Annotated in this window: 29 protein-coding genes; 12 read left to right on the forward strand and 17 right to left on the reverse strand. The window is 72.9% G+C overall.

Going from position 1 to position 26,632, the window contains the following annotated elements:
* Positions 1-38: 38 nt before the first annotated feature.
* Both ACI3ET_RS09425 and ACI3ET_RS09430 read left to right on the forward strand, forming a co-directional pair.
* Entirely contained in the window at positions 39-992 is a 954-nt protein-coding gene (locus ACI3ET_RS09425) for an Lsr2 family DNA-binding protein (protein ID WP_405032771.1), read from the forward strand.
* A 41-nt stretch (positions 993-1,033) separates the two neighbouring features.
* Positions 1,034-2,368, forward strand: coding sequence for a T3SS (YopN, CesT) and YbjN peptide-binding chaperone 1 (locus ACI3ET_RS09430; RefSeq protein ID WP_405032772.1), 1,335 nt, complete (start codon positions 1,034-1,036; stop codon positions 2,366-2,368).
* Here the strand turns inward: ACI3ET_RS09430 and ACI3ET_RS09435 are convergent.
* The gene (locus ACI3ET_RS09435; RefSeq protein WP_405032773.1) at positions 2,346-3,608 is read right to left on the reverse strand and encodes a saccharopine dehydrogenase family protein; all 1,263 of its coding nucleotides are present in this window, start codon (positions 3,606-3,608) and stop codon (positions 2,346-2,348) included. The genes ACI3ET_RS09430 and ACI3ET_RS09435 overlap by 23 nt on opposite strands.
* A gap of 130 nt (positions 3,609-3,738) precedes the next feature.
* On the opposite strand from ACI3ET_RS09435, the gene ACI3ET_RS09440 reads away from it, so the two are divergent.
* Together ACI3ET_RS09440 and ACI3ET_RS09445 are read left to right on the forward strand one after the other, a co-directional pair.
* Positions 3,739-4,785 (forward strand): NAD(P)-dependent alcohol dehydrogenase, encoded by a 1,047-nt coding sequence (locus ACI3ET_RS09440; RefSeq protein ID WP_405032848.1) that lies wholly within the window; start codon positions 3,739-3,741, stop codon positions 4,783-4,785.
* Positions 4,786-4,820: 35 nt separating this feature from the next.
* Complete coding sequence (locus ACI3ET_RS09445; protein WP_405032774.1) at positions 4,821-5,801, forward strand: hypothetical protein; 981 nt, start codon at positions 4,821-4,823, stop codon at positions 5,799-5,801.
* Positions 5,802-5,872: 71 nt separating this feature from the next.
* On the opposite strand, the gene ACI3ET_RS09450 is transcribed toward ACI3ET_RS09445, so the two are convergent.
* Complete coding sequence (locus ACI3ET_RS09450) at positions 5,873-6,202, reverse strand: 2-polyprenylphenol hydroxylase (protein ID WP_405032775.1); 330 nt, start codon at positions 6,200-6,202, stop codon at positions 5,873-5,875.
* Positions 6,203-6,366: 164 nt separating this feature from the next.
* Between ACI3ET_RS09450 and ACI3ET_RS09455 the strand changes: the two genes are divergently transcribed.
* Positions 6,367-6,771, forward strand: a complete 405-nt coding sequence (locus ACI3ET_RS09455) for a secondary thiamine-phosphate synthase enzyme YjbQ (protein ID WP_405032776.1) — start codon at positions 6,367-6,369, stop codon at positions 6,769-6,771.
* Positions 6,772-6,795: 24 nt separating this feature from the next.
* Here ACI3ET_RS09455 and ACI3ET_RS09460 read toward each other — a convergent pair whose 3' ends face one another.
* Positions 6,796-8,790, reverse strand: a complete 1,995-nt coding sequence (locus ACI3ET_RS09460) for a copper-translocating P-type ATPase (protein WP_405032778.1) — start codon at positions 8,788-8,790, stop codon at positions 6,796-6,798.
* Positions 8,791-8,823: 33 nt separating this feature from the next.
* On the opposite strand from ACI3ET_RS09460, the gene ACI3ET_RS09465 reads away from it, so the two are divergent.
* On the forward strand, positions 8,824-9,012 hold the full coding sequence (locus ACI3ET_RS09465) for a hypothetical protein (protein ID WP_405032779.1): 189 nt from the start codon (positions 8,824-8,826) through the stop codon (positions 9,010-9,012).
* Positions 9,013-9,189: 177 nt separating this feature from the next.
* On the opposite strand, the gene ACI3ET_RS09470 is transcribed toward ACI3ET_RS09465, so the two are convergent.
* Positions 9,190-9,426 carry a hypothetical protein gene (locus ACI3ET_RS09470; RefSeq protein WP_405032780.1) on the reverse strand — a complete coding sequence of 79 codons (237 nt, stop codon included), beginning with the start codon at positions 9,424-9,426 and terminating at the stop codon, positions 9,190-9,192.
* Positions 9,427-9,602: 176 nt separating this feature from the next.
* Between ACI3ET_RS09470 and ACI3ET_RS09475 the strand changes: the two genes are divergently transcribed.
* Together ACI3ET_RS09475 and ACI3ET_RS09480 are read left to right on the forward strand one after the other, a co-directional pair.
* A complete protein-coding gene (locus ACI3ET_RS09475) occupies positions 9,603-10,916 on the forward strand; it encodes a mechanosensitive ion channel (RefSeq protein ID WP_405032781.1) in 1,314 nt (437 codons plus the stop codon).
* 137 nt (positions 10,917-11,053) lie between these two features.
* Complete coding sequence (locus tag ACI3ET_RS09480; protein ID WP_405032783.1) at positions 11,054-11,518, forward strand: PPOX class F420-dependent oxidoreductase; 465 nt, start codon at positions 11,054-11,056, stop codon at positions 11,516-11,518.
* A 57-nt stretch (positions 11,519-11,575) separates the two neighbouring features.
* Here ACI3ET_RS09480 and ACI3ET_RS09485 read toward each other — a convergent pair whose 3' ends face one another.
* The 5 genes from ACI3ET_RS09485 to ACI3ET_RS09505 are packed head-to-tail and all read right to left on the reverse strand — an operon-like array spanning position 11,576 to position 15,200.
* Entirely contained in the window at positions 11,576-12,385 is an 810-nt protein-coding gene (locus ACI3ET_RS09485) for an ABC transporter permease (protein ID WP_405032784.1), read from the reverse strand.
* A complete protein-coding gene (locus ACI3ET_RS09490; protein WP_405032785.1) occupies positions 12,382-13,281 on the reverse strand; it encodes an ABC transporter ATP-binding protein in 900 nt (299 codons plus the stop codon). The genes ACI3ET_RS09485 and ACI3ET_RS09490 overlap by 4 nt, the downstream gene beginning before the upstream one ends.
* Before the next feature lie 28 nt (positions 13,282-13,309).
* Entirely contained in the window at positions 13,310-14,083 is a 774-nt protein-coding gene (locus ACI3ET_RS09495; RefSeq protein WP_405032786.1) for a hypothetical protein, read from the reverse strand.
* Positions 14,080-14,820 (reverse strand): ABC transporter ATP-binding protein, encoded by a 741-nt coding sequence (locus tag ACI3ET_RS09500; RefSeq protein ID WP_405032787.1) that lies wholly within the window; start codon positions 14,818-14,820, stop codon positions 14,080-14,082. The genes ACI3ET_RS09495 and ACI3ET_RS09500 overlap by 4 nt, the downstream gene beginning before the upstream one ends.
* A complete protein-coding gene (locus tag ACI3ET_RS09505) occupies positions 14,817-15,200 on the reverse strand; it encodes a GntR family transcriptional regulator (protein WP_405032788.1) in 384 nt (127 codons plus the stop codon). The genes ACI3ET_RS09500 and ACI3ET_RS09505 overlap by 4 nt, the downstream gene beginning before the upstream one ends.
* Positions 15,201-15,386: 186 nt before the next feature.
* Here ACI3ET_RS09505 and ctlX point away from each other — a divergent pair, with 186 nt between their 5' ends.
* Positions 15,387-16,412: a citrulline utilization hydrolase CtlX gene (gene ctlX / locus ACI3ET_RS09510; protein WP_405032789.1), complete on the forward strand. Its 1,026-nt coding sequence runs from the start codon at positions 15,387-15,389 to the stop codon at positions 16,410-16,412.
* Positions 16,413-16,515: 103 nt separating this feature from the next.
* On the opposite strand, the gene ACI3ET_RS09515 is transcribed toward ctlX, so the two are convergent.
* Positions 16,516-17,415, reverse strand: coding sequence for an SDR family oxidoreductase (locus tag ACI3ET_RS09515; protein WP_405032790.1), 900 nt, complete (start codon positions 17,413-17,415; stop codon positions 16,516-16,518).
* 130 nt (positions 17,416-17,545) lie between these two features.
* Here ACI3ET_RS09515 and ACI3ET_RS09520 point away from each other — a divergent pair, with 130 nt between their 5' ends.
* On the forward strand, positions 17,546-18,202 hold the full coding sequence (locus ACI3ET_RS09520; protein ID WP_405032791.1) for a hypothetical protein: 657 nt from the start codon (positions 17,546-17,548) through the stop codon (positions 18,200-18,202).
* A gap of 176 nt (positions 18,203-18,378) precedes the next feature.
* Positions 18,379-18,780, forward strand: a complete 402-nt coding sequence (locus ACI3ET_RS09525; protein ID WP_405032792.1) for a DoxX family protein — start codon at positions 18,379-18,381, stop codon at positions 18,778-18,780.
* A gap of 24 nt (positions 18,781-18,804) precedes the next feature.
* Here ACI3ET_RS09525 and ACI3ET_RS09530 read toward each other — a convergent pair whose 3' ends face one another.
* Together ACI3ET_RS09530 and arr are read right to left on the reverse strand one after the other, a co-directional pair.
* Entirely contained in the window at positions 18,805-19,944 is a 1,140-nt protein-coding gene (locus ACI3ET_RS09530) for a lycopene cyclase family protein (protein ID WP_405032793.1), read from the reverse strand.
* 86 nt (positions 19,945-20,030) lie between these two features.
* Positions 20,031-20,459 carry an NAD(+)--rifampin ADP-ribosyltransferase gene (gene arr / locus ACI3ET_RS09535; protein WP_405032794.1) on the reverse strand — a complete coding sequence of 143 codons (429 nt, stop codon included), beginning with the start codon at positions 20,457-20,459 and terminating at the stop codon, positions 20,031-20,033.
* A gap of 183 nt (positions 20,460-20,642) precedes the next feature.
* On the opposite strand from arr, the gene ACI3ET_RS09540 reads away from it, so the two are divergent.
* Positions 20,643-21,059, forward strand: a complete 417-nt coding sequence (locus ACI3ET_RS09540) for a hypothetical protein (RefSeq protein ID WP_405032795.1) — start codon at positions 20,643-20,645, stop codon at positions 21,057-21,059.
* A 37-nt stretch (positions 21,060-21,096) separates the two neighbouring features.
* Here the strand turns inward: ACI3ET_RS09540 and ACI3ET_RS09545 are convergent, their stop codons facing one another.
* From ACI3ET_RS09545 to ACI3ET_RS09565, 5 genes are all read right to left on the reverse strand, one after another.
* The gene (locus ACI3ET_RS09545) at positions 21,097-22,692 is read right to left on the reverse strand and encodes an ABC transporter permease (protein ID WP_405032796.1); all 1,596 of its coding nucleotides are present in this window, start codon (positions 22,690-22,692) and stop codon (positions 21,097-21,099) included.
* A complete protein-coding gene (locus tag ACI3ET_RS09550) occupies positions 22,692-23,609 on the reverse strand; it encodes an ABC transporter ATP-binding protein (RefSeq protein WP_405032797.1) in 918 nt (305 codons plus the stop codon). Before ACI3ET_RS09550 ends, ACI3ET_RS09545 begins: the two co-directional genes overlap by 1 nt.
* Positions 23,606-24,346, reverse strand: coding sequence for a hypothetical protein (locus ACI3ET_RS09555; RefSeq protein ID WP_405032798.1), 741 nt, complete (start codon positions 24,344-24,346; stop codon positions 23,606-23,608). The genes ACI3ET_RS09550 and ACI3ET_RS09555 overlap by 4 nt, the downstream gene beginning before the upstream one ends.
* 83 nt (positions 24,347-24,429) lie before the next feature.
* Positions 24,430-24,819 carry a universal stress protein gene (locus ACI3ET_RS09560; protein WP_405032799.1) on the reverse strand — a complete coding sequence of 130 codons (390 nt, stop codon included), beginning with the start codon at positions 24,817-24,819 and terminating at the stop codon, positions 24,430-24,432.
* A gap of 100 nt (positions 24,820-24,919) precedes the next feature.
* Positions 24,920-26,605 carry a ribonuclease J gene (locus ACI3ET_RS09565; protein ID WP_405032800.1) on the reverse strand — a complete coding sequence of 562 codons (1,686 nt, stop codon included), beginning with the start codon at positions 26,603-26,605 and terminating at the stop codon, positions 24,920-24,922.
* Between the last annotated feature and the right edge of the window lie 27 nt (positions 26,606-26,632).

A 26,632-nucleotide genomic window follows, 5' to 3' on the forward strand; every position in this document is an offset into this window, starting at 1 on the left:
GACCACCCTTCCCGCGAGCCACGTTCTACCCTGTCGGAGTGCCACAGGACTTCGTCGTCGCGCGCAACCCCGAGGAGGGCACGACGCTGCCCTACCTCCTGCGCGTGCCGCTGGGGCCGGACGGCATCGTGCTCAAGGCCAAGGAGCCGTGGCCACGCACCGGCAAGGTCTACTGCCACCGCGCCGCCGGCTGGCCGCGCGAGCCCGAGGTCCTCGAGCAGGTGCCGACGCGCTCGTGCGTGCGGCGGGGCGCGAGCATCGACCTCGTGCTCGACCGAGGCCGGGAGAACCGCAGCCAGTTCGTGCTGACGCGCATCCGCGGCGGCCGGGAGGCGATCTTCTGGCAGACGGCCCGCACCGCGAAGCAGGCCCGGCCGGCCGTCGCCCTCCCCACCGCCCGAGGCTCGGGCGTCAGCGCGCTGGAGATCGTCGTGGACAGCCACGAGCGCTACGCGTGGCGGTTCGAGCACCAGCAGGCCACCACCGTGCGCCGGGCGCTGCGGGCCGGTGACTACGCCGTGACCAGCGGCGACACCGTGCTTGCCGCCGTCGAGCGCAAGTCGCTCCCCGACCTCGTCTCCACCCTCACGTCCGGCCGGATGCGCTACGTCCTCGCCGACCTCGCGACCCTCCCGTCCGCGGCCGTCGTCGTCGAGGATCGCTACTCCGCGGTGTTCAGGCTCGACCGCGTCCGGCCGGCGGTCGTCGCCGACGCCCTGGGCGAGTGCCAGGCCCGCTTCCCCGCCGTGCCGATCGTCTTCTGCGAGACACGGGCGCTGGCGCAGGAGTGGACCTACCGGTTCCTCGCGGCCACCCTCGTGCACGTCGGCGAGGACACCCACGCCGCCCACGAGGCCGGCCCGATGCCGTCGGCGGCTCCACCGAGCACCGCTGCGGTGCGGGCGTGGGCCCGCACCCAGGGCCTCGAGGTGTCCGACCGGGGACGCATCTCCCGCCAGGTGCTCGAGGCGTTCGACCGCAGGCACGGCTGACGTCCCGCCCGGAGGGACCCGGCCCCCCTAGGCTGACCACCATGGAGGAGTTCGACCTCGACCGCGCGACCCAGGTGGCCTGGGCCGGTTTCCTCACCCGGCTGGGCACCCACCTGACCGCCATCGACGAGCCGCTCACCCTCATGCCCTACAGCGGCGACACCCGCCGGACGCCGACGATCACGGTCACCCCGGAGGCCGACACGCTGCACGCCGTCCTGCACGCGCCCGGCCCTGACTGGTCGGCCGCCGAGCGCACGGGGCGGCTCACCGCCCAGGGCTGGCGCACGGAGGAGGACGGCACGGCATACCTGCTCGACCTGCCCCGCTCCCACGCCCACCTGCTCGCCGCCGTCACCGTCGACACCCTCCGCGAGGTGATCGGGGTGCCGCACCCGGCGCTGCTCGAGGCGGGGCGGCTGACGATCACGCCGCCCACCGGCGCGGCGCCCACGCACCAGGGTGCGGAGCCCACGCAGGAGGGCGCGGAGCCGGTGCCGCAGATCGACCTGGACGCCCCGGTCCGCGTCAACAGCCCCGCGGCCCTGCGCCGGGCGGTCCACACCACGCTGCACGCCGCGCTGCGCACCCCGCCGCGGCACGACCGCGACGACGACGTCCCGATCGTCTACGGCAGTGCGCTGGTCTACGTGCACACCGCGGACGCCCAGCCGGTCGTCTCCGTCTTCACCATCGCGGTGCAGGACGTCACCGACCTCGACGCCGCCCGCCGCGAGGTCGAGATCCTCAACCGCGGGTCGGTCTTCACCAAGTACCGCCTCGCCGGCCGCCAGATCGTCGGCAGCGTCGCGATCCCCTGCCTGCCGTTCGTGCCCCGCCACCTCATCGGGATGGTCGAGCTCGTCGGCCGCGAGACCGACGCCATGGACGAGGACCTCGCCCTCCGCGTCGGCGGGCGCCGCTGGGTCGACGTCATCTCCGGTGGACCCCGCCAGGGGTCGGTGGCACCGGGGCGGGAGCAGGGTATGCAGTCCGCCGGGGGCGGTGGCGCGGACCCCGGCGCCGTCGACAGGGGTCGGGCGAACGGCGAGGAGGTCGACGAGGAGGTCGACGAGGACGAGGAGCTGCCCTTCGAGCTGCAGACCCTGCTCCAGCTGGACGCCGGCGGCGACGCCCGACTGGAGGCCTCGCTCGTGGCGGACGTCTGCCACCGGGACCGCGACCTCATCCTGGGGCTGCTGCGCGTCGCCGAGGAGCAGACCCTCACCTGGCGCGACGCCGTGGACGAGGCGCGCGAGGCGGCGGACGCCGAAGGGGTGAGCGCGGCGACGACCGAGCTGCGGGCCTGGGAGTCGACGGTGCGCGACCTGCGAGGTGCGCTGCGCTACGTGGTCACCTTCGGGCACCCGGACTGAGCCGGCGCACCTCCAGCGTGAAGCCCCGGGCGCGCAGCGCCTCGACCAGATTGTCGCCCAGCGCGACGGCGGGGGTCAGCACGCCTCCGCGTCGCGCCCCCTCCGGCTGCCTCGTCGCCAGCAGGGTCAGCGCAGCCTCGCCGAGCATGACCGACGTCGCGGCGTAGCCGGGGTCGCCCGAGGCAGCGACGGTCGCGGCGTACCGGCTGCCGTCCTCGGTCGTCGTCACGGTCTCGGTCCGGAACGAGCCGGCCTCGCGCTCGGCGGGGGACGGGCCCTCCCCCGGCGCCGGGAGCACGCGGTCGAGCACCGGCCCCAGCCCCGGCACGGCCATCGCGGCGACGAGGGCTCCCGCGCCCAGGACGACACCGCGCGAGACGAGCGCCCCAAGCGCGCCGCGCCCGCAGGGCACGAGCTCTCGGTAGCGGAACCGCGGGCCGTAGGCCCGGTCCAGCAGCGCGTCGGAACGGCGCACGACCCGAGTGTTGTAGGGAGACATGAAGAACGGTGCCGCCCACTCCCCCGAGTCCTGCTCGACGAACGACCCCCAGACCTCGCGCTGTCCCGGCGCCCCCGGGGCACCCCCGCTGAGCGCCTCGGGGTCGGTGACCACCCGCCGCAACGACGGTTCCTCCCGCAGGCGGGCCAGCTGCACCCTCAGGGAGTCGATCGTCCCACCGCTGATTCCGCCGCGGAGGCGACGCACCCACAGCGTCGTGTCGGTCAGCCCGCCGGCGCCGTGAGCCCTCGCCGCGCCGTGGAGCAGGTGCACGGCCAGGTCCGAAGGCACCGAGTCGAAGCCGCACGAGACGACGATCCGCGCCCCGCTCACCCGGGCCCGCTCGTGGGAACGGTCGATCGCGTCCCGCACGAAGAGCACCTCCCCGGTCAGGTCGGCGTAGTCCGTGCCCGCCTCGGCGCACGCCGCGACCAGTGGCAGGCCGTGCCGCTGGTACGGACCCACGGTGCTCACCACGACGTGGGACCGGCGCGCCATCTCGGCCAGTCCCGCCTCGTCGCTCGCGTCCACGACGACGAGCGACCAGGTGGCCGCCCTCTCCCCCAGGTCCTCCCGGACCGCGCGCAGCCGCTCCGCCGAGCGCCCCGCCAGCGCGACCCGCACGCCCTCCGGCGCGTGCGCTGCCAGGTGCTCCGCCACCAGGCGTCCGACGAACCCGGTGGCCCCGAACAGGGTGAGGTCCACGGGGCGGTCGGTCTGCACCTGCTGAGGAGTCGGCATACCCCCCAGGCTAGGGCCTGGCTGAAGGGGAGGAACCTCCGACCACTACACTGTGTCGTAGGACGACCGGTTCCCCAGCGACTGGTCCTAGGTGGCTCTCGCGTCGGCCGTCCCGACCAGGAGGTATGCCGTGCGCGCTGTCGTCTTCGTAGGCTACAAGACCTTCCCCGTGCTCAAGGACGTCGAGCGTCCCACCCCCGGACCCGGTGAGGTCCTGCTCAAGGTCGCCGGCGCCGGCGCCTGCCACTCCGACGTGGGTCTCTACCACGACTTCCCCGGCGACCCCACCGGGCTGCTGACCCCGCCCTTCGTGCTTGGGCACGAGACCTCCGGCTGGGTGGAGGAGGTCGGGCCCGGCGTCACCGGCGTGGCGCAGGGTGAGGCCTACCTCGTCTACGGCCCGGTCGGCTGCGGCCGCTGCCCCGCGTGCTCGCGCGGCCAGGACACCTACTGCGCTCAGCCCTCCGAGGTGGGATACGCGGCGATGGGCCTGGGCCGGGACGGCGGCATGGCGGAGTACATGACCGTGCCCGCCCGCAACCTTGTCCCGCTCGGCGACGCCGACCCGATCGACGCGGCTCCCCTCGCCGACGCGGGCCTCACTCCCTACCACGCCATCAAGCGCGCCATGCCGCACCTGGCGGGCGGTGGCCGCACCGCCCTGGTCATCGGCCTCGGCGGGCTCGGCCTCGTCGCGGTGCAGATCCTCACGGCCCTCACCGGCGCGACGGTCATCGGCACCGACGTCAAGGCCGAGGCGATGGCGCAGGCCGAGGCGTTCGGCGCGGTGACCGTGGCTGGCGGTGAGGGCCAGGCCGAGCAGATCCGCGAGCTGACCGGGGGCCGCGGCGTGGACGCGGTCTTCGACATGGTCGGCGTCGACGCGACGATGGCCCTCGCGGCCGCGACCGTGGCCCAACGGGGCGCGCTGACCGTGGTCGGCATCGGCGGTGGCTCCTTCCCGTGGAACTTCTTCACGGTGCCCTACGAGGTCAACTTCTCCTCGACCTACTGGGGCACGATCGAGGACCTGCACGAGGTTGTCGCGATGTACCGTGCCGGCCAGATCACCCCGGTCGTGGAGCGCTTCACCCTCGAGGACGCGCTCGAGGCCTACCGCAGGCTGCAGGCCGGCGAGCTGTCTGCCAGGGCGGTCGTCGTCCCTCACGGCTGGTGAGGCCGGACGTCGGACCCCGCTGCCATACTCGGTCGATGGTGGGCAGGGAAGACTCTGGCGGCGACGGCGACAGGCACGGCATCCACGACCGGGGCCCGGACGGGCACGACCTCGACCCTGAGCTGGACCCGGTCCCGAGCATCGCCGAGCTGCGCGCCCGCGTGCGGCGCTCGTTCCCACGGATCGGCACCGGCTGGCCGGTGCTCGACGGGCTCACGGGCGGGGTCGCGATCGGTCGCACGACCGTGGTCTCCGCACCCGACGGCCTGCGCCAGCAGGTCCTCGGCCGCATGGCGGCGTGGGCGGCGGGCGAGTCCTACCGCACCGTCTTGGCCTCGACGGTCAGCTCGACCGACGAGCTGCTGCTGGCGGTCGCGGCGGGTGGCCTCGGCCTGCCCGCCCGGGCCCTGCTCGCGACGACGTCGCACGACGCCTGGCTGGACGCGCGGATGCGCGTGCTCGACCTCGTCACCCTGGCCGGACCGGAGGCACCGGGCCGCTTCGCGGAGGTCATGACGTCGGCCCGGCCCGCCGTGATGGCGATCGTGGACGGCTTCTCCGGCGAGAGCGAGAGCCTGTGGGACCGGGCGCTGCGGATCGACCCCCCGACGCCCGACCCCTGGAGCCACAGCAGCTTCGACGCGGTGCTCTACCCGCTGCAGCGCCGCTGCGCACTGGTGCTCGCGACCCCCGACGACGGGCACGCCGACTTCTCCGTGCCCACAGCTGCCCGCTACGTCCGGCTGCAGCCCCGCGACGCGCAGAGCCGGGTCGAGATCACGGTCCGCACCGGGGGCGTCAACCGCAGCCGGATCGTGCTGCTGCGGGACGGGCTGCTGCCGCAGCCGACGCCGACCGCCGAGCAGGTGCGCCGGCGCGGTGTCGTCAACATCTGGGAGGAGCGGCTGCCCGCCGAGATCACCCGGTTCGCCGACCTGCTGGGCGCGCAGGCCTTCGACCTGGAGCACGTCCAGGACGACGAGGCCGCCCCCGGCCCGGACGGGGTGGAGCCGTAGCCGTCAGACCCCGCGCAGGTGACGCCCCAGCGGCTCGGCGGAGGTCACGAGCACGGGGCGTGCGCGTCGCCTCAGGCCAGCGGACGGTCCGGGTCGTCCAGCAGGTCGAGCTCGTCGAGCGCAGCTGTCCACCGGGCCTGGCGGTCGTCGGGAGACTGCTCCCACCAAGGCACCCCTCGCTCCCCCAGCCCGTGCTTGGCGAGGTCGACCCGTCGGCGCCACGGTGCGGGATCGTCCCCCGCCCGGGTCGCCGCGCCCACGCCGGACCGTCCTCGCCCGAGGTGGGACAGGAGCCGTGCCGCGACGTCGGCCGGCAGGGACGGGTCCTGACGGCGCCACCGGCGGCCGTCGACGACCAGCCAACGGTCCGCGTCGTCGCCGACGTCGTCGTCGTCGGTCACCTCACCACCTCCCTCGGTCGCGGTCGTGGGTGCACCCTCTCACCCGGCGCGGCCCTGCCCAGAGCGTCTGCGCCCGGGCTGGCCCGCGCGGCCCGCGAGCCGCAGGATGGGCGTATGCCCTCGACGCCGCCCCTCCCCAGCCCCCCGACCCGGCAGGTCCGCGCATGAGGACCACGCACCTGCAGCTGCGTACCGGTGGCGAGCAGGTCGTGGTCGACCTCACGCGCGAGTGCGCCGACTTCGTCCGGGGCGGTGGAGACGGGCTGCTCCACGTGTTCGTCCCGCACGCGACGGCCGGGCTGGCGATCCTCGAGACCGGCGCCGGCTCCGACGACGACCTGCTCTCGGCCCTCGACGAGCTGCTGCCTGCCGACGACCGGTGGCGGCACCGGCACGGCACCCGCGGCCATGGCCGCTCGCACGTGATGCCGGCGCTGGTGCCGCCCTACGCGACCGTGCCGGTCGACGCAGGGCGGCTCGCGCTCGGCACCTGGCAGAGCATCTGCCTCGTCGACCTCAACGTCGACAACCACGAGCGCACGGTGCGGCTGGACCTCCTGGAGGGGTGAGCTCCGCACGGTCGGGAGGTCGGCCTAGCCCGACGACGAGCTCGACCGCACCGGCTCCTGGTCGCGGAGCGCCGCTGCGCTGGCGGCCGGGGTGAGGTTCAGACGGCGCAGCAGCTGGGCGTTGAGCGCGACGACCACCGTGGACGCCGACATCAGCAGCGCCCCGATCGCCATCGGCATGACGAACCCGATGGGCGCCAGCACACCGGCCGCCAGGGGCACGGCGACGATGTTGTAGCCGGCCGCCCACCACAGGTTCTGCTTCATCTTGCGGTATCCGGCCCGCGAGAGCTGGATGACCGAGAGCACGGAACGGGGGTCGTCGCTGGCCAGGATGACACCGGCGGAGGCGATGGCCACGTCGGTGCCGGCACCGATCGCGATGCTGACGTCGGCCTGCGCCAGGGCGGGGGCGTCGTTGACGCCGTCGCCGACCATCGCGACCGTGCGGCCCTGCGCCTGCAGCTCCGTGACCTTGTCCGCCTTGTGCTCGGGACGGACCCCGGCCAGGACGTGGTCGATGCCGAGGTCGGCCCCGACCGCACGGGCCACCGGTTCGGCGTCGCCGGTGATCATCACGACCTCGATGCCGAGATGGTGCAGGGTGTCGACCGCCTCGCGGGACTCCTCGCGCACCTCGTCGGCCACGGCGAGGGCCCCGACCACCTCACCGTCACGGGTGACGTGCAGGACCGTCGAGCCCTGCTCGGCCCACGCCTCGGTGCCGTCGATCGGCTGCGCGTCCTCCTCGGTGAGCAGGTGAGGGCCGCCCACGCGGACCGTGCGGCCGTCGACCGTGCCGGTGACCCCGACGGCGGGTGAGGAGGAGAAGTCGCTCGCGCGGGGCACGTCGAGCTGACGGTCGCCCGCGGCCCGCACGATCGCGCGCGCCAGCGGGTGCTCGCTGTCGGTCTCGACCGCGGCAGCCAGGGCGAGCACCTGGTGCTCGGACAGGTCGCCGAGCGCCGTGACCTGCCCGACGGCGGGCTCCCCCTTCGTCAGCGTGCCGGTCTTGTCGAACAGGACCGTGTCGACGGCGCGCATCTGCTCGAGCGCCATCCGGTCCTTGATGAGGACCCCGCCGCGAGCCGCGCGCTCGGTCGTGATCGAGACCACCAGCGGGATGGCCAGACCGAGCGCGTGGGGGCACGCGATGACCAGGACGGTGATGACCCGGATCAGGGCGACGCCCGGCGTGGCCCACCAGAGCCACGCCACCGCAGCGACCACGGCCGCTGCCAGCGCGAACCAGAACAGCCACCCCGCGGCGCGGTCGGCCAGCCGCTGCGCCCGCGTGGAGGAGCTCTGGGCGTCGGCGACCATGCGCCGGATCCCGGCCAGTGCCGTGTCGTCGCCCACCGCGGTGATCCGCACGCGGAGCGCGGAGTCGGTCGCGACCGTCCCCGCCACCACCGCGTCGCCGACCGCACGACGCACGGTCGTGGACTCGCCCGTGATCATCGACTCGTCGACGGCAGCCTGCCCGTCGACGACCTCGCCGTCCGCGGGCACGCGGGCCCCGGGGCGGACGACCACCACGTCGTCGACCTCGAGATCGGCCGGAGAGACGGTGACGGTGCCGTCGCCCTCGACCTTCTCGGTCTCGTCCGGCAGCAGCGCCGCCAACGACTCCAGGGCCGAGGAGGTCTGGGCCAGCGACCGCATCTCGATCCAGTGGCCCAGCAGCATGATGACGATCAGGAGCGCCAGCTCCCACCAGAACTCGAGGTCGTGGGGGAAGAGGCCGAGGCTGGCGGCGAGGGAGGAGACGAAGGCGACGGTGATCGCCATCCCGATCAGGAGCATCATCCCGGGACGTCGCGTCCTGAGCTCGTCCACGGCACCGGTGTAGAACGGCCGCCCGCCCCACACGTACATGACCGTGCCGAGGACCGGCGCCACCCAGCGGAGCCCGGGCACGTCCGGCAGCTCGTAGCCGAGCAGGTCGGCGAACATCATGCTGGTCAGGACCGTGGGCACGGCCAGGGCGAGCATGATCCAGAACAGCCGGCGGAACATCGCGACGTGGTCGCCGTGGTCCCCGTGGTCCCCATGACCCCCGCCGTGACCCCCGTGGGTGCCGTGCCCGTCCTGGCGCTGCTCGTGGTGCTGGTGTGCGCCAGGCTGGTCGTGCTGGTGTTCGCCGGGCTGGTCCGGCTCGTGCTCCTGCACCTGCGGCGCGTGGCGCTCCGGGTGGTCGGTCATCTCGCTCACATCCGTTCGCTCGTTCCGTCCGGCTGACTTCATACCCCAGGGGGGTATCTTCCGGGCCAACGCGCGCACCGCCTGCGGCATTCCCGTGGTCAGTCCTCGAGGGCCCTTCGCTCTCGAGGATGCACGCGCCGAGGATCCGCTCGTCGGCGGCGCATCACGCAGGAGGCGTGGAAGGGTCGTTGGTGCGGCGGGTCGGCACCCTGCTCAGCGCGCGTCACCCTCCGGGCCAGGTTCGCTCGTGTCCGCACCGTCGGTCTCACCGGTGTCGTTGACGTCGGGGGTGTCGGGCACGCTGTCGGCCCCGCCGAGAGCGGTCTCCGAGTTCAGGGCGGCGGACCCTCCCTCGGAGACGGTGCCGCCCGCCTCCGAGGGCTGGTCGGACGACGCGTCGTCGTGGCCGTGCGTGTCGTCGTGGCCGTGCTTGTCGTCGTGGTGGCTCATGGGGACAACGTAGGCCTGCCCAGCCGTCGGGTCGCGCCGAGACGGCGTGCTGCCAGCACCGCGAGCGTGCCGTCCCTCTCTCTCGCCTCGCCGTCCTGCGCCGGCGGCGCTACATTCGTTGAGTGGCGTGTGGTCACACGCGTCACACACAACTCAATCATCCGCAAGGAGCCATCATGGACGCTTGGCGTGACTACGACTGGGTAGGACTGCTCGAGAAGGTCGCGATCGCACTCGTGATCCTGGTCGTCACCTGGGCCCTCGCCCGCCTGGTGAAGTGGGCCATCACCAAGCTCGTCACGAGAGTCAGGTTCCTCCAGCGGGAGTCCGACGGCGGGGAGTCCCTCGGCGAGGCGTTCGGTCAGATCGCCTCCCTGCTGGTCTGGTTGTTCGGCCTCATCGCCGTGCTGCAGGTCTTCGATCTGGACCGCGTGCTGACCCCGATCGAGGGGATGCTCGACGGCATCCTGACCTACCTCCCGAACATCATCGGGGCGGCCTTCGTCTTCTTCATCGGCTACATCATCGCCAAGATCGTCCGGGAGATCACCCAGACCGCTCTCGACTCGGCGGGACTCGATCACGCGGTGTCCCGGTTCAACACCGGGTCGGACACCCCGCAGCCCACGGAGCGCCGCACGACCACCGCGCCGGAGGGCCACGACGCGTCCGACGACGTTTCGTCCGGCGCGACCGCGTCCGGCGCGACCACGACCTCGACCCGGACCTCGGCGAGCGGCTCGTCGACGCGGCTCTCCAGCGTCGTGGCCAACCTCGTCTTCGCCGTCATCCTCATCGTCGTAGGCATCGCGGCCCTGCAGATCCTCGGCATCTCGGCGATCTCCGGTCCGGCCGAGCAGATGCTCGGCACCATCCTGGACGCGATCCCACGCATCATCGCCGCCGCCGTGCTGCTCGGGATCGGCTACGTGGTCGCGCGCTTCGCGGGGCAGCTCCTGGAGACGACCCTGCGCGGACTGGGTGCGGACCGGGCCAGCGCCGACCTGGGCATCGTCCCCCAGGGCCGCAGCGCATCCTCGATCCTTGGCCGTCTCGCCCAGCTCGCCATCCTGCTGTTCTTCGCCGTGATGGCGGCCCAGGTGCTCAACTTCCCGGTGATCACCAACATCCTCGAGGAGATCCTCGCCCTGGGTGGCCGGGTCCTCTTCGGTGGAGCGATCATCGCCGCAGGCGTCATCATCGCCGGCATGCTGCGCCGCACGATCGGCGGCGGCACGGCGGGCACGGTCATCTACTGGTCCACCACCGTCCTCTTCGTGGCCATGGGCCTGACCTACATGGGCATCGCCGACTCGATCATCAACCTCGCCTTCGGTGCGGTCGTGATCGGGGCGGCGGCGGCCGCGGCCCTGGCCTACGGCATCGGCGGTCGCGAGGCGGCTGCTCGTTCCCTGCGGAAGGTCGAGACCAAGGTCGGGCCGAGCACGTCGGGCGACCCGTCCTCGACACCTCCGACCGCGCCCCTGTAGGCCCGAGCCGGCTGCCGCCGCGGCCCGGTTGGGCCGCGCCCGCAGCCTCCCAACCGCTCCCCCCCAGCCCCACCCCCGAAAAACCCGGGCCACACCTCGGAAAGGCGCAGCTGCGGCCGCGGTGCCAGACTGGACGCATGCCTAGGACCGTTGCGACCACGACCACCGTCGACCTCGAGGAGCTGCTGGAGTTCGTCCGGCCCCGGCACAACCTCGTCCTGCTCACCACCCGCACCGACGGTCGACCCCAGGCCTCCCCCGTCTCCGGCGGTGTCGACGAGCAGGGGCGGATCGTGGTCTCGACCTACCCGGAGCGCGCGAAGACGCACAACGCCCGGCGCGACCCGCGCGTCAGCGTCGTCGTGCTGTCCGACGACTTCGGCGGCGCGTGGGTACAGGTCGACGGCGAGTGCGAGGTGATCGACTGCCCGGAGTCCGTGGAGCCGCTGGTCGACTACTTCCGGGCAGTCGCCGGGGAGCACCCCGACTGGGACGAGTACCGCGCGGCGATGGTGGAGCAGGGCAAGTCGCTGCTGCGGATCACGCCGACGCGCTGGTCGCCCATCGCCACCGGCGGGTTCCCGGCGCGGCTGGCGGACTGAGCAGCACCACCGGACGCGCCCGGTCGGGTCGGGCAGGAACACCCGACACCTCCGTCGTCAGGCGGTCTTGATCTCCGTCCGACGGAGCCGCAGCCAGCCCAGCACGAGCGGCAGCACGATCCAGAGCAGCGTGACAGTCCCCACCTGGGCCCACTGCTCGCCCGTCAGCGCCTCCTGCGTGAGCAGCGGAGCCTGCGCCGTCGCCAGGTCGAACCAGCCGGCGTTCTCGCGCAGCGTCTCGACGAAGGTGATGAGCAGGTTCATGGCCACCGGCAGCGCGAAGTAGAGGACGATCGCGGCCGTGCTGTTCATCAGCAGCAGCCCGAAGGCGACCCCCTGCAGGATCGCCAGGGTCTGGACGATCGTGAAGTACCCGACCTCGCGCCACCCCATGTCCCACGGCTGCTCGACCGGCGTCCCGCTGACGAGCGTGACGAACGCGGCGACGCCGAGGAGCAGGGCGAGCCCGACCAGCCCGACGATGAGCGCAGCGACCGTCTTGGACAGCACGACCAGCCCGCGCCGGGGCTCGAGGGTGAACGTCACCAGCCCCGCCCGCTGGCTCCACTCGCTGGTCACGAGCAGGATGCCGAGCACGGGCAGCAGGAACGCCTGCGGGATCAGCGCCATCCCGGCGAACCCGTAGAACGTGTGGGTGTCCTCGGGACCGAACGCCAGGAACAGTCCGACGGCTCCGGCGCTGAGGACCGCGATGGCCACCAGCAGCCACAGCCCCGAGCGGGTGTCGACCATCTTGCGCAGCTCCACGCGGACCAGCCGGTGCAGGGGTATGGGGCGCGCGGACCCGGCGGTCACGTCGCGCTGCGGGGAGGGCTGGCTGGGTGTCGTGGGTGCGGTGGTGCTCATCGGTCGACTCCTTCCCTGGCGTCGGCGGCGGTCAGCTGCAGGAAGCGTTCCTCCAGCCCCCCGCCGTCGGAGGCCCGCAGCTCGGTGAGGGCGATGCGGTGGTCGGCGGCCAACCGGCCGACGACGGTCGGCTCGGCCTCGACGACCAGGCCGCCGCGGGGCGACGGTGCGGTCGCGATGCCCCGCTGCCCCAGGGCGGCGGCGAGGGCGCCGTCGTCGTCGGAGCGCGCGAGCGTCCCCCCGGTGGACAACAGCTCCTCCTTGGTGCCCTGCGCGACGATGCGGCCGCGGCCGATCACCACGAGGTCGTCCGCGATCACCTCGACCTCGCGCAGCAGGTGCGAGGACAGCAGGGCTGTGCCGCCGCCGCTGGTGAAGTCGGCCAGGAGGGTACGCATCCAGTGGATGCCGGCCGGGTCGAGCCCGTTGGCAGGCTCGTCGAGCACGAGCACCTGCGGGTCGCCCAGCAGCGCGTTCGCGATGCCGAGGCGCTGCCGCATCCCCAGGGAGTAGCCGCCCACCCGCCGCTTGGCCTCCACCGGGGTGAGCCCGACCAGCTCCAGCATCTGCTCGACGCGGCTGCGGTCCAGTCCCATCGTCAGCGCGCTGACGGTCAGCGCCTCCCGCCCGGTCCGCCCCGCGTGCTGCGCCGAGGCGTCGAGGAGGACGCCGACGCTGCACCCCGGGTTCGGGATCTCCTCGTAGCGGCGTCCCAGGACGAGGGTCTCCCCCGACGTCGGCCGGGTGAGCGCGCAGATCATCCGCATCGTGGTCGACTTCCCGGCGCCGTTGGGCCCCAGGAAGCCCGTGACGCGCCCCGGCTGGACGGTGAAGGTGACGTCGTCGACCGCGGTCGCGGCGCCGTACCTCTTGGTGAGTCCCCTGATCTCGATCATGGTTCGACCCTTTCACACGGGTGCGTCGTCAACGGACCGGCACCCGGCGCAGCACCAGCCCGTAGACGACCGCGGTCACCAGGGCGGCGGCGAGGTCGAAGCCCCACCAGTCGAAGCGCTGCTGCACCACGTCGGCCAGCGCGGGCCAGACGACCTCGACCACGCCGGGCACGACCACGAGCACCAGGAGCAGGGCTCCGACCCCCACCCACCACGGCCAGCGCAGGAACAGTGCGGTGATCAGACTGCCGGCGGTCAAGGCACCCAGCACGGCTCCGGTCGCGCGGACCACCAGCACGGCGGCACCTGCTCCACCGTCCGCGCCGACGAGGTCGAGCGCCCCGTCGGTCCCCCGGCCCACAACCAGGAGAACCGCAGCCGTCACCGCGAGGACGTAGAGAGTCATGACCACCAGCACCACCAGCTGACCGGTCGCCACGGATCTGCGTGTCGCCCCGGCCGCGAGGAACACCCGGGTCCGCGCCGCCAGCACGACGGCCATGACGGCGGCTGCGATCGCGACCGCCATCGGGACGAGGAAGAGCGACGCCACGAGCGTGACCCCGTCCTGCCCCGCGACGACCTCGATGCCGACCATGTCGGTGTCGGTCATCGAGACAAGCTGCCAGCCCTGCCACCGGGCGATCAGACTGCCCACCGCCAGGACGACGAGCATGACGCCGGTGGCGGTCAGCAGGCCGCGCATCGCGTCGCTCACGAGCAGCCGGGTCATCACCACCCACTGGGCCGGCCGGGCGTCCCGCGCCGCGGACGTCGTGCTCTCTGCCTGCAGGGCGGTCATGAGGATGTCCTTCCGGTGCTGACGTGCACGAGCACGTCGGTGAGGGAGGCGAGCGAGTCGCCGGTGGAGTGCTGCTGGCGCACGGTGTCGGCCTCGCCAGCCGCGACGACCCGGCCACGGTCGAGGACGACGACGTCCTCGAGCAGGTCCTCCACCTCGTCGAGCAGGTGCGAGGACAGGACGATCGTGCGCGGGTGGGCGACGTAGTCGGCCATCAGCTCGTCGTAGAACATCCGCCGCGCGACCGCGTCCATGCCGAGGTAGACCTCGTCGAGCAGCGTCACCTCGGCCCGCGAGGCCAGGGCGATCACGGCGGAGAGGACCGAACGCTGCCCACGGGAGAGGTGCTCGGGGTTCTTCTTCAGGGGCACCCCGAAGCGCTCGAGGAGGCTCACGGCATACCCCTCGTCCCAGTGGGGTCGCAGCGCCCGCTGCACCCGGAGGGTATGGCGTATGCGCTGGTCCTCGAAGACCCCGCCGCGGTCGCGGACGAGGCAGACTCGCGAGGTGACCGACGGGTCCTCCCAGACGTCACGGCCCCCGACCCGCACGGAGCCCGACTGCGCGGGCCGCAGGGCGGCGATGAGGGTGAGGAGGGTGGTCTTGCCGGCGCCGTTGCGCCCGACGAGCCCGGTGATGGTGCCGGGGCGGATGCTGACGCTCACGTCCGTGAGCGCGTCCGTGGACCGGAAGCGGTGGGTGACGGCGTCGATCTCGACGCCGAGCGGCGTGGTCACTGGTGCTCCTTGAGGTAGGCGATGAGCTGGTCGGTCGTGATGCCGAGGGCGCGGGCCTGCTCGGCGACGGGACGCACGGAGTCGTCCCAGAAGGTCTCCCGCCGGTCGGTGCGCAGCCGGTCCCGGGCGCCGGGCGAGACGAACATCCCCAGCCCCCGCCGCTTGTGCAGCAGCCCCTCGTCGACGAGCGCGCTCATCGCCTTGGCCGCGGTGGCGGGGTTGATGCGGTAGGTCGTGGCGTACTGCGTCGTCGACATGACCTGCGAGTCCTCGGGCAGCTCGCCGGAGAGGATCGCGTGGCGCAGGCGACCGGCGATCTGCTGGTAGATCGGGGTCCGGTCGTCGAACGGCTCGACGTCCGGGACTGCGCTGCTGCTCATCGCTGCCTCCGTCCGCTTCGGTGGTTCATCACATCACTAGTGAACCACCGAACAGGACAGGCGTCAACACTCAGCGGCTCGTCGGGGTGGGAAGCCGGGGTGGGCTCCGGGTCGGAGGCTCGGCCTGCTACCCCGCTCAGCGGCCCTGCTGGGGCCTCGTCGGCACCCATCGTCTACATTCCAGTCGTGAGTGCCCAGGCCCCGTCCTCCGTCATCCTGATCCGCGCGGCGAAGTTCGTGCCCAACCCGGCCACGGCCACCGACAACGCCTTCCAGCGCGTCATCCCCGAGGGGCAGTCCCCGGAGGCCACGTCGGCGCAGGCCCTCGCCGAGATGGACGCCGTCGCCCAGGCGCTCCGGGACACAGGGGTGCGCGTCCACGTCTTCGAGGACGACGACCACACGCGGCCCGACAGCGTGTTCCCGAACAACTGGCTCTCGACGCACCCGGGGGGCTACGTGGCGGTCTACCCGATGTATGCCTCCAACCGCCGGCACGAGCGGCGCGGCGACGTGCTGGAGATGCTCAAGTCGAGCTACCGGGTGCAGACGATCATCGACTACTCGGGGCTGGAACCGGACGGCATCTTCCTCGAGGGCACCGGCGCGATGGTGCTCGACCACATCTCCCGCGTGGCCTACACGGCGATGAGCCACCGTGCCGACACCCATGTGCTGGAACGTTTCTGCACCGACTTCCACTACGAGCCGATGCCCTTCGAGGCGGTCGACTCCAGTGGGGTGCGGGTCTACCACACCAACGTGATCGCGTGCATCGGAACGGATGTCGCACTCGTCGCCCTGGGGATGATCCCGGACGAGCACCGTCGCGCGGAGGTCCGCGAGCGGCTGGCGGTCAACGGTCGGGAGGTCGTGGAGATCACCGAGGAGCAGGTCCGTGAGTTCGCGGGCAACGCGGTCGAGCTGTGCGGGCGGACGCCCGACGGCCGGAGGCGGTACGTGATGGCGATGTCCGGAACCGCCCGCCGCAGCCTGACCGCGGAGCAGGTCGCAGCGGTCGAGCGCTCGTGCGAGATCCTCGCCGTCGACATCCCCACCATCGAGCTGGCCGGTGGGTCGGTCCGCTGCATGATCGCCGGCGTCCACCTCGACCCCCGCCCGACCCGAGACCCCGAGCCCACCGCGACGGCCGAGGCGATCGACGAGCACCCGCACACCGCGGACGGTCAGGACGTCGCGCAGGGCCACTAGCGGACCGTAGGCCCGGTGCGGCGGCTCCTGACCTCACCGGGCGCGTTGCGCGGGTCCGCCCCGCCGGCCGTGCACGACGACCACGACGACCACGACGACCACGTCAGCGCAGGGCCGCCGCCGTCTGGTTGATGTAGGTCGTCGCGGCCCGCGGCTCGACGCCGACGGCACGCAGCGGCGCGTCGTCCCAGGTGCTCGGGTGGGAGTCCGAGTGCAGGGCCATCCCCATGAGCGAGGCCAGCGCCGGCTTGGGGACGGCGAGCAGGCGGCTGGCCACCGCCAGCACCGGCCGGGGCACGTGCTGCACCTTGAGCTTGCGGCCGGTGGCCGCGTCGAAGGCAGCGACCACCTGGGTCCGTGTCAGGGCCTCCGGCCCGCCGAACTCCACCAGGCCGGGCGGGTCGTGCGCGACCGCCAGGTGCGCGCACAGCGCGGCGACGTCGTCCATCGCGACGTAACGGTGGGGCGTCTCACCCCGGCCGTAGACCATCGCCTTCCCTGCCGCGGCGTCGATCCCGGCCACGGGCGACAGCCACACCTCCTGGAACATGTCCGGCCGCACGATCACGACCTGCATGGACGAGGTGTGAAGGGCACGCTCGGTCGCCAGCTTGGCCGCGGCCAACGGCGCGCGTCGAGCCTCCTCCTCGCTCAGGCCTGCGACCGACACGAACACGAAGCGCTGCACGCCTGCCTCGTCGGCGGCCCGGACCAGGTTCCGGTTGCCGGCGTCGTCGACGTCCTTGATGGTGAGGTCGACGCTGCCCTCGAGGACCCTGGTGACGGCGTTGGCGGTCGTCACGACCGTGTCCACACCGGCCAGTGCCGGTCCGAGGGTGCCTTCCTCACGCAGGTCCCCGCGGACGACCTCCACCCCCTCCGCCTCCAGCTCCGAGGCGTCCGTGCCGGGGCGCACCAGCGCGCGGACCTCCCGCCCCTGCGCCGCCAGGAGCCGCACGACCCGGCCCCCCAGATCTCCCGTCGCACCGCATACCAGGATCATGGCTTCCTCCTGCCCCCAGGCTACTCCGGCGCACGTTGCCGAGGAAGGTCCCAATCCGCTCGCGCCGCCGGCTCCGAACAGCAACCATCACGACGGCACCCGCGTCGTCGTGGACGACGAAGGAGTCATCATGAGGACAAGGACAGTCGCCAGCACCACCATCGCCACGGTTGCCGCCGCGATCGCCTCGCTGGGCATCGCCGGCTCCGCCACCGCAGCGCACGACGACAACCCGTCGAGCAAGGTCGGCACCTACACCTACACGCTCGCGCCGGTGCAGGCCGACTCCGTGCCCAACAGCCAGGGCTGGGGATCTACCCGCATCACCGCCCTGCCCAACGGCAAGGTGCAGGTGCAGGTGCGGGCCTCCGGGCTCGCGCCGGGTCTGCCCCACGCCATGCACCTGCACGGCGAGACCGACATGCCCGACATGGGCTGCCCCGGCCCTGCGGCCGACGGCGGCGACGGCATCGTGAGCGTCGTGGACGGACTCCCGTCGTACGGTGGGATCCTGGCCTCGCTCACCACCACCGGAGACACGACCGCAGCCAGCGCCCTGGCGCTGGACCGCTACCCCGTCGCCGACGCCACCGGCCGGATCAGCTACACCCGCACCTTCGTCGACGAACAGGCCTGGGCCAACGCCGACACCGTGCAGGTGGTCGTGCACGGCATCGACATCAACGGCAACGGCGCCTACGACTTCGAGGCCGGCCCCTCTTCGCTGACGTCGGCCGCGCCGCTCGAGGCGACCATCCCCGCCCTCTGCGGCGGCATCGCCAACTGAGCCTTCCGCTCTCCTGGGTCATCACCCGGTGGCCCGGGAGAGCAGCTCCGCCCGGCTCCGCAGCCCCGTCCGCTCGAACACCCGCGGCAGGTGGTCCAGCACGGTGAGCTCGGTGATCCCGAGGCGGCGGGCCGGAGCACGGACCGTCTCTCCTCGCCCTCCCTAGACTCGGGGGCATGAGCTCCCTCGCGCGCGCCCTCGCCCGCATCTCGCTCGGTGCCGCGATGGTGGGTGCCGGGCTGACCCATCTGACCTTCCAGCGCGAGGAGTTCCAGGCGCAGGTCCCGGCCTGGTTCCCCCTCGACGAGGACCTGACCGTCCTCGGGTCGGGCGTGGCCGAGATCGCGCTCGGCGCGGCGTTCATCGCCCTGCCGGGGCGCCGGCGGCTCGTGGGCGGGCTGCTGGCGGCCTTCTTCGTCGTGATCTTCCCCGGCAACGTCGCGCAGTACGTCGAGGGCACCGACGCCTTCGGCCTCGACACCGACCGCAAGCGGCTCGTCCGCCTCTTCTTCCAGCCGCTGCTGGTGCTGTGGGCGCTGTACGGCGGCGACTGGTTCCGTCGCCGCCGAGCCGACTGACGGGCACCAGGAAGCCCGGCGCGTTCAGCCCCGCCCCGGGAGCCGCACCCGCGGTGACCCCACGGTGGCCCGGACGAGCTCGGCCCGGGCGCCGTGCGGCATACCCGCGAACATCTGCCACATCGCCCGACCCAGCCCCGCCGCGCCCGAGTCCCGCGACAGGACGTCGCGCTGCCGGTCGCGCGGCAGCCGCCCGAACGCCTCGAAGAGGGCCAGCGTGCCCGCCGTGTCGAGCCGCAGGAGCGCGCGCAGCCCCGCCTCGCGGAAGAGGTCCGCCGTCACGGCGACGTCCACCTCCTCGGGCGTGCTGCCCTCGGCGATCGCCCGGGCGAGGCGGTCGGCCCGAGCGAGCGAGTGCGCCACGGAGTATCCCGTCACCAGGTGCCCCCCGCGCCCCGCCGTGCCGACCGCCAGCACTCCCTCGTGCGGCGGGTGGTCGCGGCCTCGCATGGGGATGCGGACGATCTCCCGGTCGAGCGGTTCGTCGACCACGGCCTGCGCCACGCCCCGGGCCAGGAGCCGCTGCCGGAGCCGGGCCCTGAGCTCGGGGATCGCCATCCCGGGGGCGGCCGCGAGGCAGGTCTCCTCGAGGAGGACCTCGTCGGACCCCAGCGGGATGGCATAGAGGAAGGTCGGTATGCCGCTCGGGAGCGGGTCGGTCGTCCAGTCGGTGCGCCAGTCCATGAGCAGCGCCTCGGCGCCCTGCAGCGCGGGCGCCGCCTCGGCGGCCGGCACGACGATGCCGTATGCCGTCTGCGCTGGCGCGGGGTCGTCCGGCTCGGGCCCGTCGGGCCGGGCGCCGCGGGCGTCGACGACGACGTCCGCCTCGTCGCGCAGCGCGTTGACCTGGTCGTCGGTGAGTCGCCCCTGCCGGACCTCGACGCCGTCGAGAGGCAGGGCTGCCTGGGCGGCGGCGTTGTCGAGGACGACGTACTCGCGGTTCAGCGGGTGGTGGCCGTGGACACGGATCTCGGGGTTGGTGATCCGCGCGCGGACGACCGTCTCCGGCAGGTCGCCGAGCTCGTCGGCCCAGATGCCGTAGGTCGGCGTCCACACGGCCGAGGGGCGGGGGTCGACAGCGAGCACGGACAGCCCGCGCGCCGCGCACCTCGACGCCAGCGAGCGCCCTGCCGGGCCGAGCCCGACGACTGCGACGTCGACCATGCCTCACCTCCTCACGTGCAGCCTACGGAGGTGGCGACGCACCCGTGCACGTGGTTGCCGGACGCGTGCCTGATCCACCAGGCCACTCAGTCCTCGATGGCCTCGACGCCCTGGCGCGTGAGCTCCTCCAGGTGGTCGCGCATCGTCTGCAGCTGCTCGGTCGGGTGCCCCTCCCAGTCCTCGACCTCGCCGACCACGCGCAGCGGTTCCGTGGTCCGGTACGACCTCGTCGGGTTGCCGGGGAACCGCTTGTCCGTCAGGTTCGGGTCGTCCTCGATCGGGCCCGTCGGCTCGACCACGTAGATCCTGCCCCGTCCCTCCCCGACCGCCAGCTCCGCGCCCCAGGTGGCTGCGTCCAGGGTGGCGGTCAGGTAGACGTACTTCGCCTCCTTGCGCCCGCCGAAGTTCGAGGTGTACCCCCGCCCGAGCAGGTCGCCCACAGCCAGGTGGGCCTTGGTGCCGTGGAAGAAGGGACCGCCGTCCCGGACCCCGCGCCCAGCGGGTTCGTCGCTCATCCGCACACCCCTTGCTGTCGGGTGGCTACGCTACTGCGGCACCGCCCCACTGCGGGGCCAACCTCGGAAAATGTGGTCCTCTCCGGTGCTGACGTCGTTGCTGTTGCCTGACGACGACCGGCGGAGCAGCATGGGGTCCGTGCACGATCTGAGCAGCGTCAGAGCCCGCGACGGAGGGCCGGCATGACGGATCGACTCCTTCTGGGCGCGGCAGTGCTCTTCGCCGCGAACACCGTCTTCGCGAGCGTCCTCGCCACACGCGACCCCGAGGTCCCGGGCGAACCGCTGGGTCTGCACGTCCCCGGGAGCGTGACCACCCACCTGGCCCTCGGGTGGGGCGCGGGCGTCGCGGCACCGTGGCCGATGCCGGTGGTCGCCACGTGGGCGGCATGGCGCGCCGCCCAGGGAGCTCGAGGGCCGGCCCGGACGGTGGCCACGATCGGGGCGATGCTGCTGGTCGGGACCCTGATCGAGCCGGTCACGTGGGGGCGCCGACCGGCCACCCGCCTCGTGAGGGCGACCGTGCCCGTGAACCTTGCCTGCGGGGCGGCGATGGTCCTCGCGGGGACGCACCGACTCCGGTCTGCTGTCACGCGGTGACCCCCTCCGACGACCGGCCGGTCCACGTCATGCGTCCTTACCCCACCGGCACGTCTCGACGCCGGAAACCGACGAAACCCGCGGCCGTGAGCGTGGCGGAGAGGGCGGCCAGCACCACGACGCCGGTCGTCGACGCGCCCTGCGTGAGCACGTCCTGGCCGACCGCGATGAAGGGCGAGGCGTCGAGCAGGCGGTCCGGCAGGTCGAACCCCGGTCCCAGGTAGCCCAGCAGGGCCCCGACCGCGAGGACTGCCCAGGCCAGCCCGTGGCCCCTCGGGCGCCACCCGAAGAGGGCGACGGCCAGACCGGCGAAGAACAGGACCGCCGGCACCTGGACCACCGCCCCGGCCAGCACGTCGCCCACCCACACCTCCTCCCCCAGCGCCGCCGCCGTGCTGCCGCCGAGCGCCAGCGCCCCGGCCAGGCCGACGACCAGGGCACCGCCCATCACCACGATCAGGTGCACGGCGAGCCAGGAGTGCCGCGACCGCTGCGCCGAGAGCCCGACCTCGAGCCGGCCGGTCTCCTCCTCCCTGCGCAGGGACCCGATCCCGGCCACGACGAAGGCCGCCACCAGGATCGAGAGCATCATGACGAAGGTCGACATCACCGTGCGCAGCAGGCCCTCGGCCATCCCCTCGGCGCCGGCGCCCAGGAACCCGCCGAGCGCGGGGTTCTCGGTGATCACGTCGATGATCTCCTGCGCCAGCGCCCCGTAGACCGCCATCAACGCCGTCCCGATGACGGCCCAGCCGACGACGGCCCCGCGGTGCTGGCGCCAGGCCAGGCCGAGCGGGGTGCGCAGCGCGGCCGAGGCTCGAGGCACGGACCGACGCGGCTGGACGAGCGCGCTGCCGACGTCACGCCGGTCGAGCAGCCAGAACGCCACACCGACCAGCGTCAGACCGACCACGAGAGCCAGCCCCAGCGGCCAGACCTGCGGCTCGCCGAAGGCACGCACCTCGTCGACCCACCCGTGCGGGGACAGCCACAGCAGCGCGTTCCGCTCCAGGGCGCCCAGCCCGCGCAGCAGGTAGAGACCCACCGTCAGCGCCAGCCCGATCCCCCAGACCGCGCGGTTGTGCTCGACCACCTGCGCGGCAACGGCGGTGATCCCGACGAACACGAACCCCAGCGCAGCGATGCCGAGACCGTAGAGGAAGGACCCGCGGGCCTCGGCGCCGAAGGCCGCCATCGTCGCCCCGCAGGCGAGCCCGGTCAGCAGCACCGCGCCCGAGGCGACGAGGACCGCCGCCAGCAGCGGAGCGCGCCGGCCGATCCGCGCGGCCAGGAGCAGCTCCAGCCGGCCGGCCTCCTCGTCCCGGCGCGTAGACCGGGACGTCAGGGCGATCGCCATGAGCGGCATCCCGAACGAGAGGACGAAGCCGAACTCGTTCGCGAGCAGTCCCCCGAACGTGTCCAGACCCGCCACCCGGCCGTTGAGCACGGCCATCGCGTCGCCGCCGAGCGACTCGGCATACCCGCGGATCTTCTCGGGCGTGTCGTAGAGGGCGCCGAGCGAGGAGCCGGTGAGCGCCATCACCCCCACCATGGCGAGCACCCACACGACCAGGGCCTTCCAGCCGGTGCGCAGCGCGATCAGCGTCATCGTGCCGACACCCTGGGTGCCCATCACGCCTCCTGCGGCCCGTCCGGACCGGCGTAGGCCCGAAGGAACAGCGCGTCCAGGCTCGGCGGGGTCACGGTCAGGGTGTGGATGCCCGCCTCGTGCAGCGCCCCGACGAGCGCGCCGACGGCGTCCGGCTGGGCGCTGGCGTGCAGATCGGTCCGACCGTCCCCGTCGGTCGTGGTCTGCACGTCCTCGAGACCCTGCAGCCGGTCGAGCACGGGCGCCCGGAGCGTCACGGCCCGCACGGTGCTGTGGGTGTGCCGTCGCAGGTCGGTGAGGGTGCCGGTCGTCACCGTGCGGCCCGCCCGGATGATCGACACCCGGTCGGCCAGTGCCTCCACCTCGCCCAGCAGGTGGCTGGAGAGCAGGAGCGTCGTGCCCTCGGCCCGCCGCTCGTGCACGACCTGCTGGAAGACCTCTTCCATGAGGGGGTCCAGTCCGGCCGTCGGCTCGTCGAGGACGAGCAGCTCCACGTCCGTGGCGAGCGCCGCCACGAGGGAGACCTTCTGCCGGTTGCCCTTGGAGTAGTCGCGGGAGCGCCTGGTCGGGTCCAGGTCGAAGCGGTCGACCAGCTCGGCCCGGCGCCGCTCGTCGACACGGCCGTGCGCCCGCGCCAGGATGTCGATGCACTGGCCGCCCGTCAGGCCCGGCCAGAGCGTCACGTCACCGGGCACGTAGGCCAGGTTCCGGTGCAGGTCCACCGCGTCCGACCACGGGTCGCCGCCGAAGAGCTTGACGGTCCCCCCGTCCGCCCGCATCAGGCCGAGCAGGATCCTGATCGTCGTGGACTTGCCCGAGCCGTTGGGCCCGAGGAAGCCGTGCACCTCACCCCGCCCCACCGCGAGGTCCAGCCCGTCCAGGGCCTGGACCTTCCCGAACCGCTTGCGCAGTCCCTCGATCTCGACCAGCTGCTCGGTCATGGGGTCGTTCCTCCCCGCGTCTCGTCCGGATCGTCGGGTGCCGGGGGCAGGTCGCCCCGCAACGGACCGGCACCCTCCAGGTCCTCAAGCGTCATCCTCGCCCTGTCCAGCTCTGCAGTGTCGGCCCTGGCCGCCGCCAGGTCCGCCAGTGCGGCGGCGATCCTGCGCTGTCGCGCCGCGCGTGCCTCCCCGAGCGACCGCACGACCGCCTTCCCCGCTGCAACGAACCGACTGGCCTCGTCGACGTGGTCACCGGGCAGCGTGACGTGCTCCGCCCACCCCGGGTCCTCGACGGCCAGCCGCACCTCGCGCCGGTCGTCCGCCTCGATCCGCAGCCGTCCGTCCTCGTCCTCCACCGGATCCCAGCGCACCTGTCCCTGCACGTCGACGGCGAAGCGCGTCGCCGGTGTCAGCCACCGCTCCCGCTCCGCCGCGACCAACGACAGCCGCCCCAGCCGCAGGCCACCCAGGGTCATCACCGGCAGGTCCAGGCCGGCTTCGGTCAGGCGCTCCTGGGCCGCCGCCACTGCCCGGCCGTGGGCAGCCTCGGCGTGCTGCACCAGCTCGCGCGCCGCGGCGACGGCCCCGGTATGCCGTGCCGTCGGGTCCGCGGGGACGCCCGGTCCGCGCAACGCCGGGCGGGGTCGCAATGTCCCCGGCCGCCCCTGTCGGACGAGCAGGTAGACGGAGACGGCCACCAGCAGGAACAGCAGCAGCGGCACCAAGCGGATCAGCATGGACTCACCTCCGTTCCGACACTAGCCGTGCGGGCCGGGATGGTCAGGAGCGGTCCGCCGGGAGGACCCGCCCGACCCCTCCGTCAGGCCTTGACCGCGAGGACCGGCACCTCCGCCTCGAGGAGGATCTGCTGCGCCGTGCTGCCGAAGAGCAGCTTGCCGGTCGGCGTCCGGCGCCGGAGCCCGATGACGATGATGCTGGCGCCCCGCTCCGTGGCCAGGCTGAGCAGGTCGGCAGCGGGCCCCTGGCCGGTGGCCTCCTGCTCCAGGGCGAACGGGACGCCCGACCCCTCGAGGATCTGCCGGACCTCGGCGATGTCGTCGTCGGTCGCGTAGCGCGGATCGACGGGGGCCTCGCCGTGCCTGGTGTTGAGGACCACGAGATCCTCGCCACGAAGCTTCGCCGTGTCGATCGCGGCGTCCAGGCCCGCTCTGCCCTCGGGGGTGGGCACGTACCCGCAGACCACGGTCATGAGTTCTCCTGACGGTCGGTCGCGACGCCGGTGGGTCCAGCCTCGACGATGAGGATCGTGAGCACTGTATCCACCGGCGCGACCGACACGCTGCAGAACCTCAGGCCTCGATGACCACCGGGATGACGAGCGGGTTGCGGCGGTGCTTGCGGTCCGCCCACTGCGAGACGGCCCGGCCGATGCGCTTCTCGAGCTCGCCGTGGTCGCCGATGCCCTCGGCCGCCGCGGCGGCCAGGGCCTTCTCGATCGCGGGGATCGCGGCATCGAACATCGCCTCGTCGGTGCCCAGCCCGCGGGCCAGGAAGTCCGGCGGCTCGGCCAGCTGACCGGTCGCGGCGTCCACGATCGCGACGACGGTGACCGTGCCCTGCTGGCTGAGCGTGACGCGGTCGCGCAGCGACTCCTCGGTGACGTCGCCGACGGTGCCGGCGGACACGTACACGTACCCCGCCCGCACCTTGCCGGTCACCTTGACGCGTCCGTCGACCAGGTCGACCACCACGCCGTCGTCGACCAGGGCGACCCGGTCGGGGTGGATGCCGGTGGAGATGGCCAGGTCGGCGTTGGCGCGCAGGTGGCGCCACTCGCCGTGCACGGGCATGACGTTGCGCGGCTTGATCAGGTTGTAGCAGTAGATCAGCTCGCCCGCGCTCGCGTGCCCTGAGACGTGCACCTTGGCGTTGCCCTGGTGCACGATCTTGGCGCCCCAGCGGGTCAGACCGTTGATGACCCGCGAGACCGCGTTCTCGTTGCCGGGGATCAGCGAGCTGGCCAGCAGCACCGTGTCGCCCTCCCCGATGCGGATCTGGTGGTCCCGGTTCGCCATCCGCGACAGCGCCGCCATCGGCTCGCCCTGGGAGCCGGTGCACACCAGCACCACCTTGTTGGGCGCCATGCCCTCCAGCGCCTTGGCGTCCACGACCAGGCCGCGGGGCACCTTGAGGTAGCCCAGCTCCTGGGCGATGCCCATGTTGCGGACCATCGAGCGGCCCACGAACGCGACCTTGCGCTTGTGCTCGTGCGCGGCGTCCATGACCTGCTGGATGCGGTGCACGTGGCTGGCGAAGCTGGAGACGACGATCCGGCCCGGGGCGGTGCGGAACACCTTCTCGATGGCCGGGGCGAGGTCCTTCTCGGCGGTGGTGAACCCGGGCACCTCGGCGTTGGTGGAGTCGACGAGGAAGAGGTCCACGCCCTCCTCCCCCAGCCGGCCGAACGCCCGCAGGTCGGTCAGGCGGTCGTCCAGCGGGAACTGGTCCATCTTGAAGTCGCCGGTGTGCAGCAGCAGCCCGGCGCCGGTGCGCACCGCCACCGCCAGCCCGTCCGGGATGGAGTGGTTGACCGCGATGAACTCGCAGTCGAACGGGCCCATCGTGCGCCGGTCGCCCTCGGCGACCTGGATCGTCTTGGGACGGATCCGGTGCTCCTTGAGCTTGGCGGTGATGAACGCCAGGGTGAGCCGGGAACCCACGACAGGTATGTCGTTGCGCTCCTTGAGCAGGTAGGGCACCGCGCCGATGTGGTCCTCGTGCCCGTGCGTGAGCACGATGCCCACGATGTCCTGCAGGCGGTCGCGCAGCATGGTGAAGTCGGGCAGGATGACGTCCACGCCCGGCTGGTGCTCCTCGGGGAAGAGCACGCCGCAGTCGATGACCAGCAGCTTGCCCTTGTGCTCCAGGACCGTCATGTTCCGGCCCACCTCGCCCAGGCCTCCGAGGGGGATGACCCTCAGGCCGTTGCGGGGCAGGGCGGGCGGAGCGCCCAGTTCGGGATGCGGGTGGCTCATGGAACTCCTCGTCGGCAGGTGGGTGTG

The sequence above is a fragment of the Ornithinimicrobium jinqii genome (assembly GCF_045032595.1).
Taxonomy (GTDB): domain Bacteria; phylum Actinomycetota; class Actinomycetes; order Actinomycetales; family Dermatophilaceae; genus Ornithinicoccus.

Excerpts from the sequence above, each read along its gene's own strand:
- ACI3ET_RS09565 (WP_405032800.1), bottom strand. The coding sequence starts at position 26,605 with ATGAGCCACCCGCATCCCGAACTGGGCGCTCCGCCCGCCCTGCCCCGC.
- ACI3ET_RS09470 (WP_405032780.1), bottom strand. The coding sequence starts at position 9,426 with ATGAGCCACCACGACGACAAGCACGGCCACGACGACACGCACGGCCAC.
- ACI3ET_RS09550 (WP_405032797.1), bottom strand. The coding sequence starts at position 23,609 with ATGACCGAGCAGCTGGTCGAGATCGAGGGACTGCGCAAGCGGTTCGGG.
- ACI3ET_RS09530 (WP_405032793.1), bottom strand. The coding sequence starts at position 19,944 with ATGGTCGACGTCGCAGTCGTCGGGCTCGGCCCGGCAGGGCGCTCGCTG.
- ACI3ET_RS09490 (WP_405032785.1), bottom strand. The coding sequence starts at position 13,281 with ATGATCGAGATCAGGGGACTCACCAAGAGGTACGGCGCCGCGACCGCG.
- ACI3ET_RS09465 (WP_405032779.1), top strand. The coding sequence starts at position 8,824 with ATGACCCCCGCCGTGACCCCCGTGGGTGCCGTGCCCGTCCTGGCGCTG.
- ACI3ET_RS09495 (WP_405032786.1), bottom strand. The coding sequence starts at position 14,083 with ATGACCGCCCTGCAGGCAGAGAGCACGACGTCCGCGGCGCGGGACGCC.
- ACI3ET_RS09525 (WP_405032792.1), top strand. The coding sequence starts at position 18,379 with ATGAGCTCCCTCGCGCGCGCCCTCGCCCGCATCTCGCTCGGTGCCGCG.
- ACI3ET_RS09560 (WP_405032799.1), bottom strand. The coding sequence starts at position 24,819 with ATGACCGTGGTCTGCGGGTACGTGCCCACCCCCGAGGGCAGAGCGGGC.
- ACI3ET_RS09445 (WP_405032774.1), top strand. The coding sequence starts at position 4,821 with ATGGTGGGCAGGGAAGACTCTGGCGGCGACGGCGACAGGCACGGCATC.
- ACI3ET_RS09430 (WP_405032772.1), top strand. The coding sequence starts at position 1,034 with ATGGAGGAGTTCGACCTCGACCGCGCGACCCAGGTGGCCTGGGCCGGT.
- ACI3ET_RS09480 (WP_405032783.1), top strand. The coding sequence starts at position 11,054 with ATGCCTAGGACCGTTGCGACCACGACCACCGTCGACCTCGAGGAGCTG.
- ACI3ET_RS09545 (WP_405032796.1), bottom strand. The coding sequence starts at position 22,692 with ATGGGCACCCAGGGTGTCGGCACGATGACGCTGATCGCGCTGCGCACC.
- ACI3ET_RS09460 (WP_405032778.1), bottom strand. The coding sequence starts at position 8,790 with ATGTTCCGCCGGCTGTTCTGGATCATGCTCGCCCTGGCCGTGCCCACG.
- ACI3ET_RS09540 (WP_405032795.1), top strand. The coding sequence starts at position 20,643 with ATGACGGATCGACTCCTTCTGGGCGCGGCAGTGCTCTTCGCCGCGAAC.
- ACI3ET_RS09520 (WP_405032791.1), top strand. The coding sequence starts at position 17,546 with ATGAGGACAAGGACAGTCGCCAGCACCACCATCGCCACGGTTGCCGCC.
- ACI3ET_RS09555 (WP_405032798.1), bottom strand. The coding sequence starts at position 24,346 with ATGCTGATCCGCTTGGTGCCGCTGCTGCTGTTCCTGCTGGTGGCCGTC.
- ACI3ET_RS09455 (WP_405032776.1), top strand. The coding sequence starts at position 6,367 with ATGAGGACCACGCACCTGCAGCTGCGTACCGGTGGCGAGCAGGTCGTG.
- arr (WP_405032794.1), bottom strand. The coding sequence starts at position 20,459 with ATGAGCGACGAACCCGCTGGGCGCGGGGTCCGGGACGGCGGTCCCTTC.
- ACI3ET_RS09475 (WP_405032781.1), top strand. The coding sequence starts at position 9,603 with ATGGACGCTTGGCGTGACTACGACTGGGTAGGACTGCTCGAGAAGGTC.
- ACI3ET_RS09485 (WP_405032784.1), bottom strand. The coding sequence starts at position 12,385 with ATGAGCACCACCGCACCCACGACACCCAGCCAGCCCTCCCCGCAGCGC.
- ACI3ET_RS09435 (WP_405032773.1), bottom strand. The coding sequence starts at position 3,608 with ATGCCGACTCCTCAGCAGGTGCAGACCGACCGCCCCGTGGACCTCACC.
- ACI3ET_RS09505 (WP_405032788.1), bottom strand. The coding sequence starts at position 15,200 with ATGAGCAGCAGCGCAGTCCCGGACGTCGAGCCGTTCGACGACCGGACC.
- ACI3ET_RS09515 (WP_405032790.1), bottom strand. The coding sequence starts at position 17,415 with ATGATCCTGGTATGCGGTGCGACGGGAGATCTGGGGGGCCGGGTCGTG.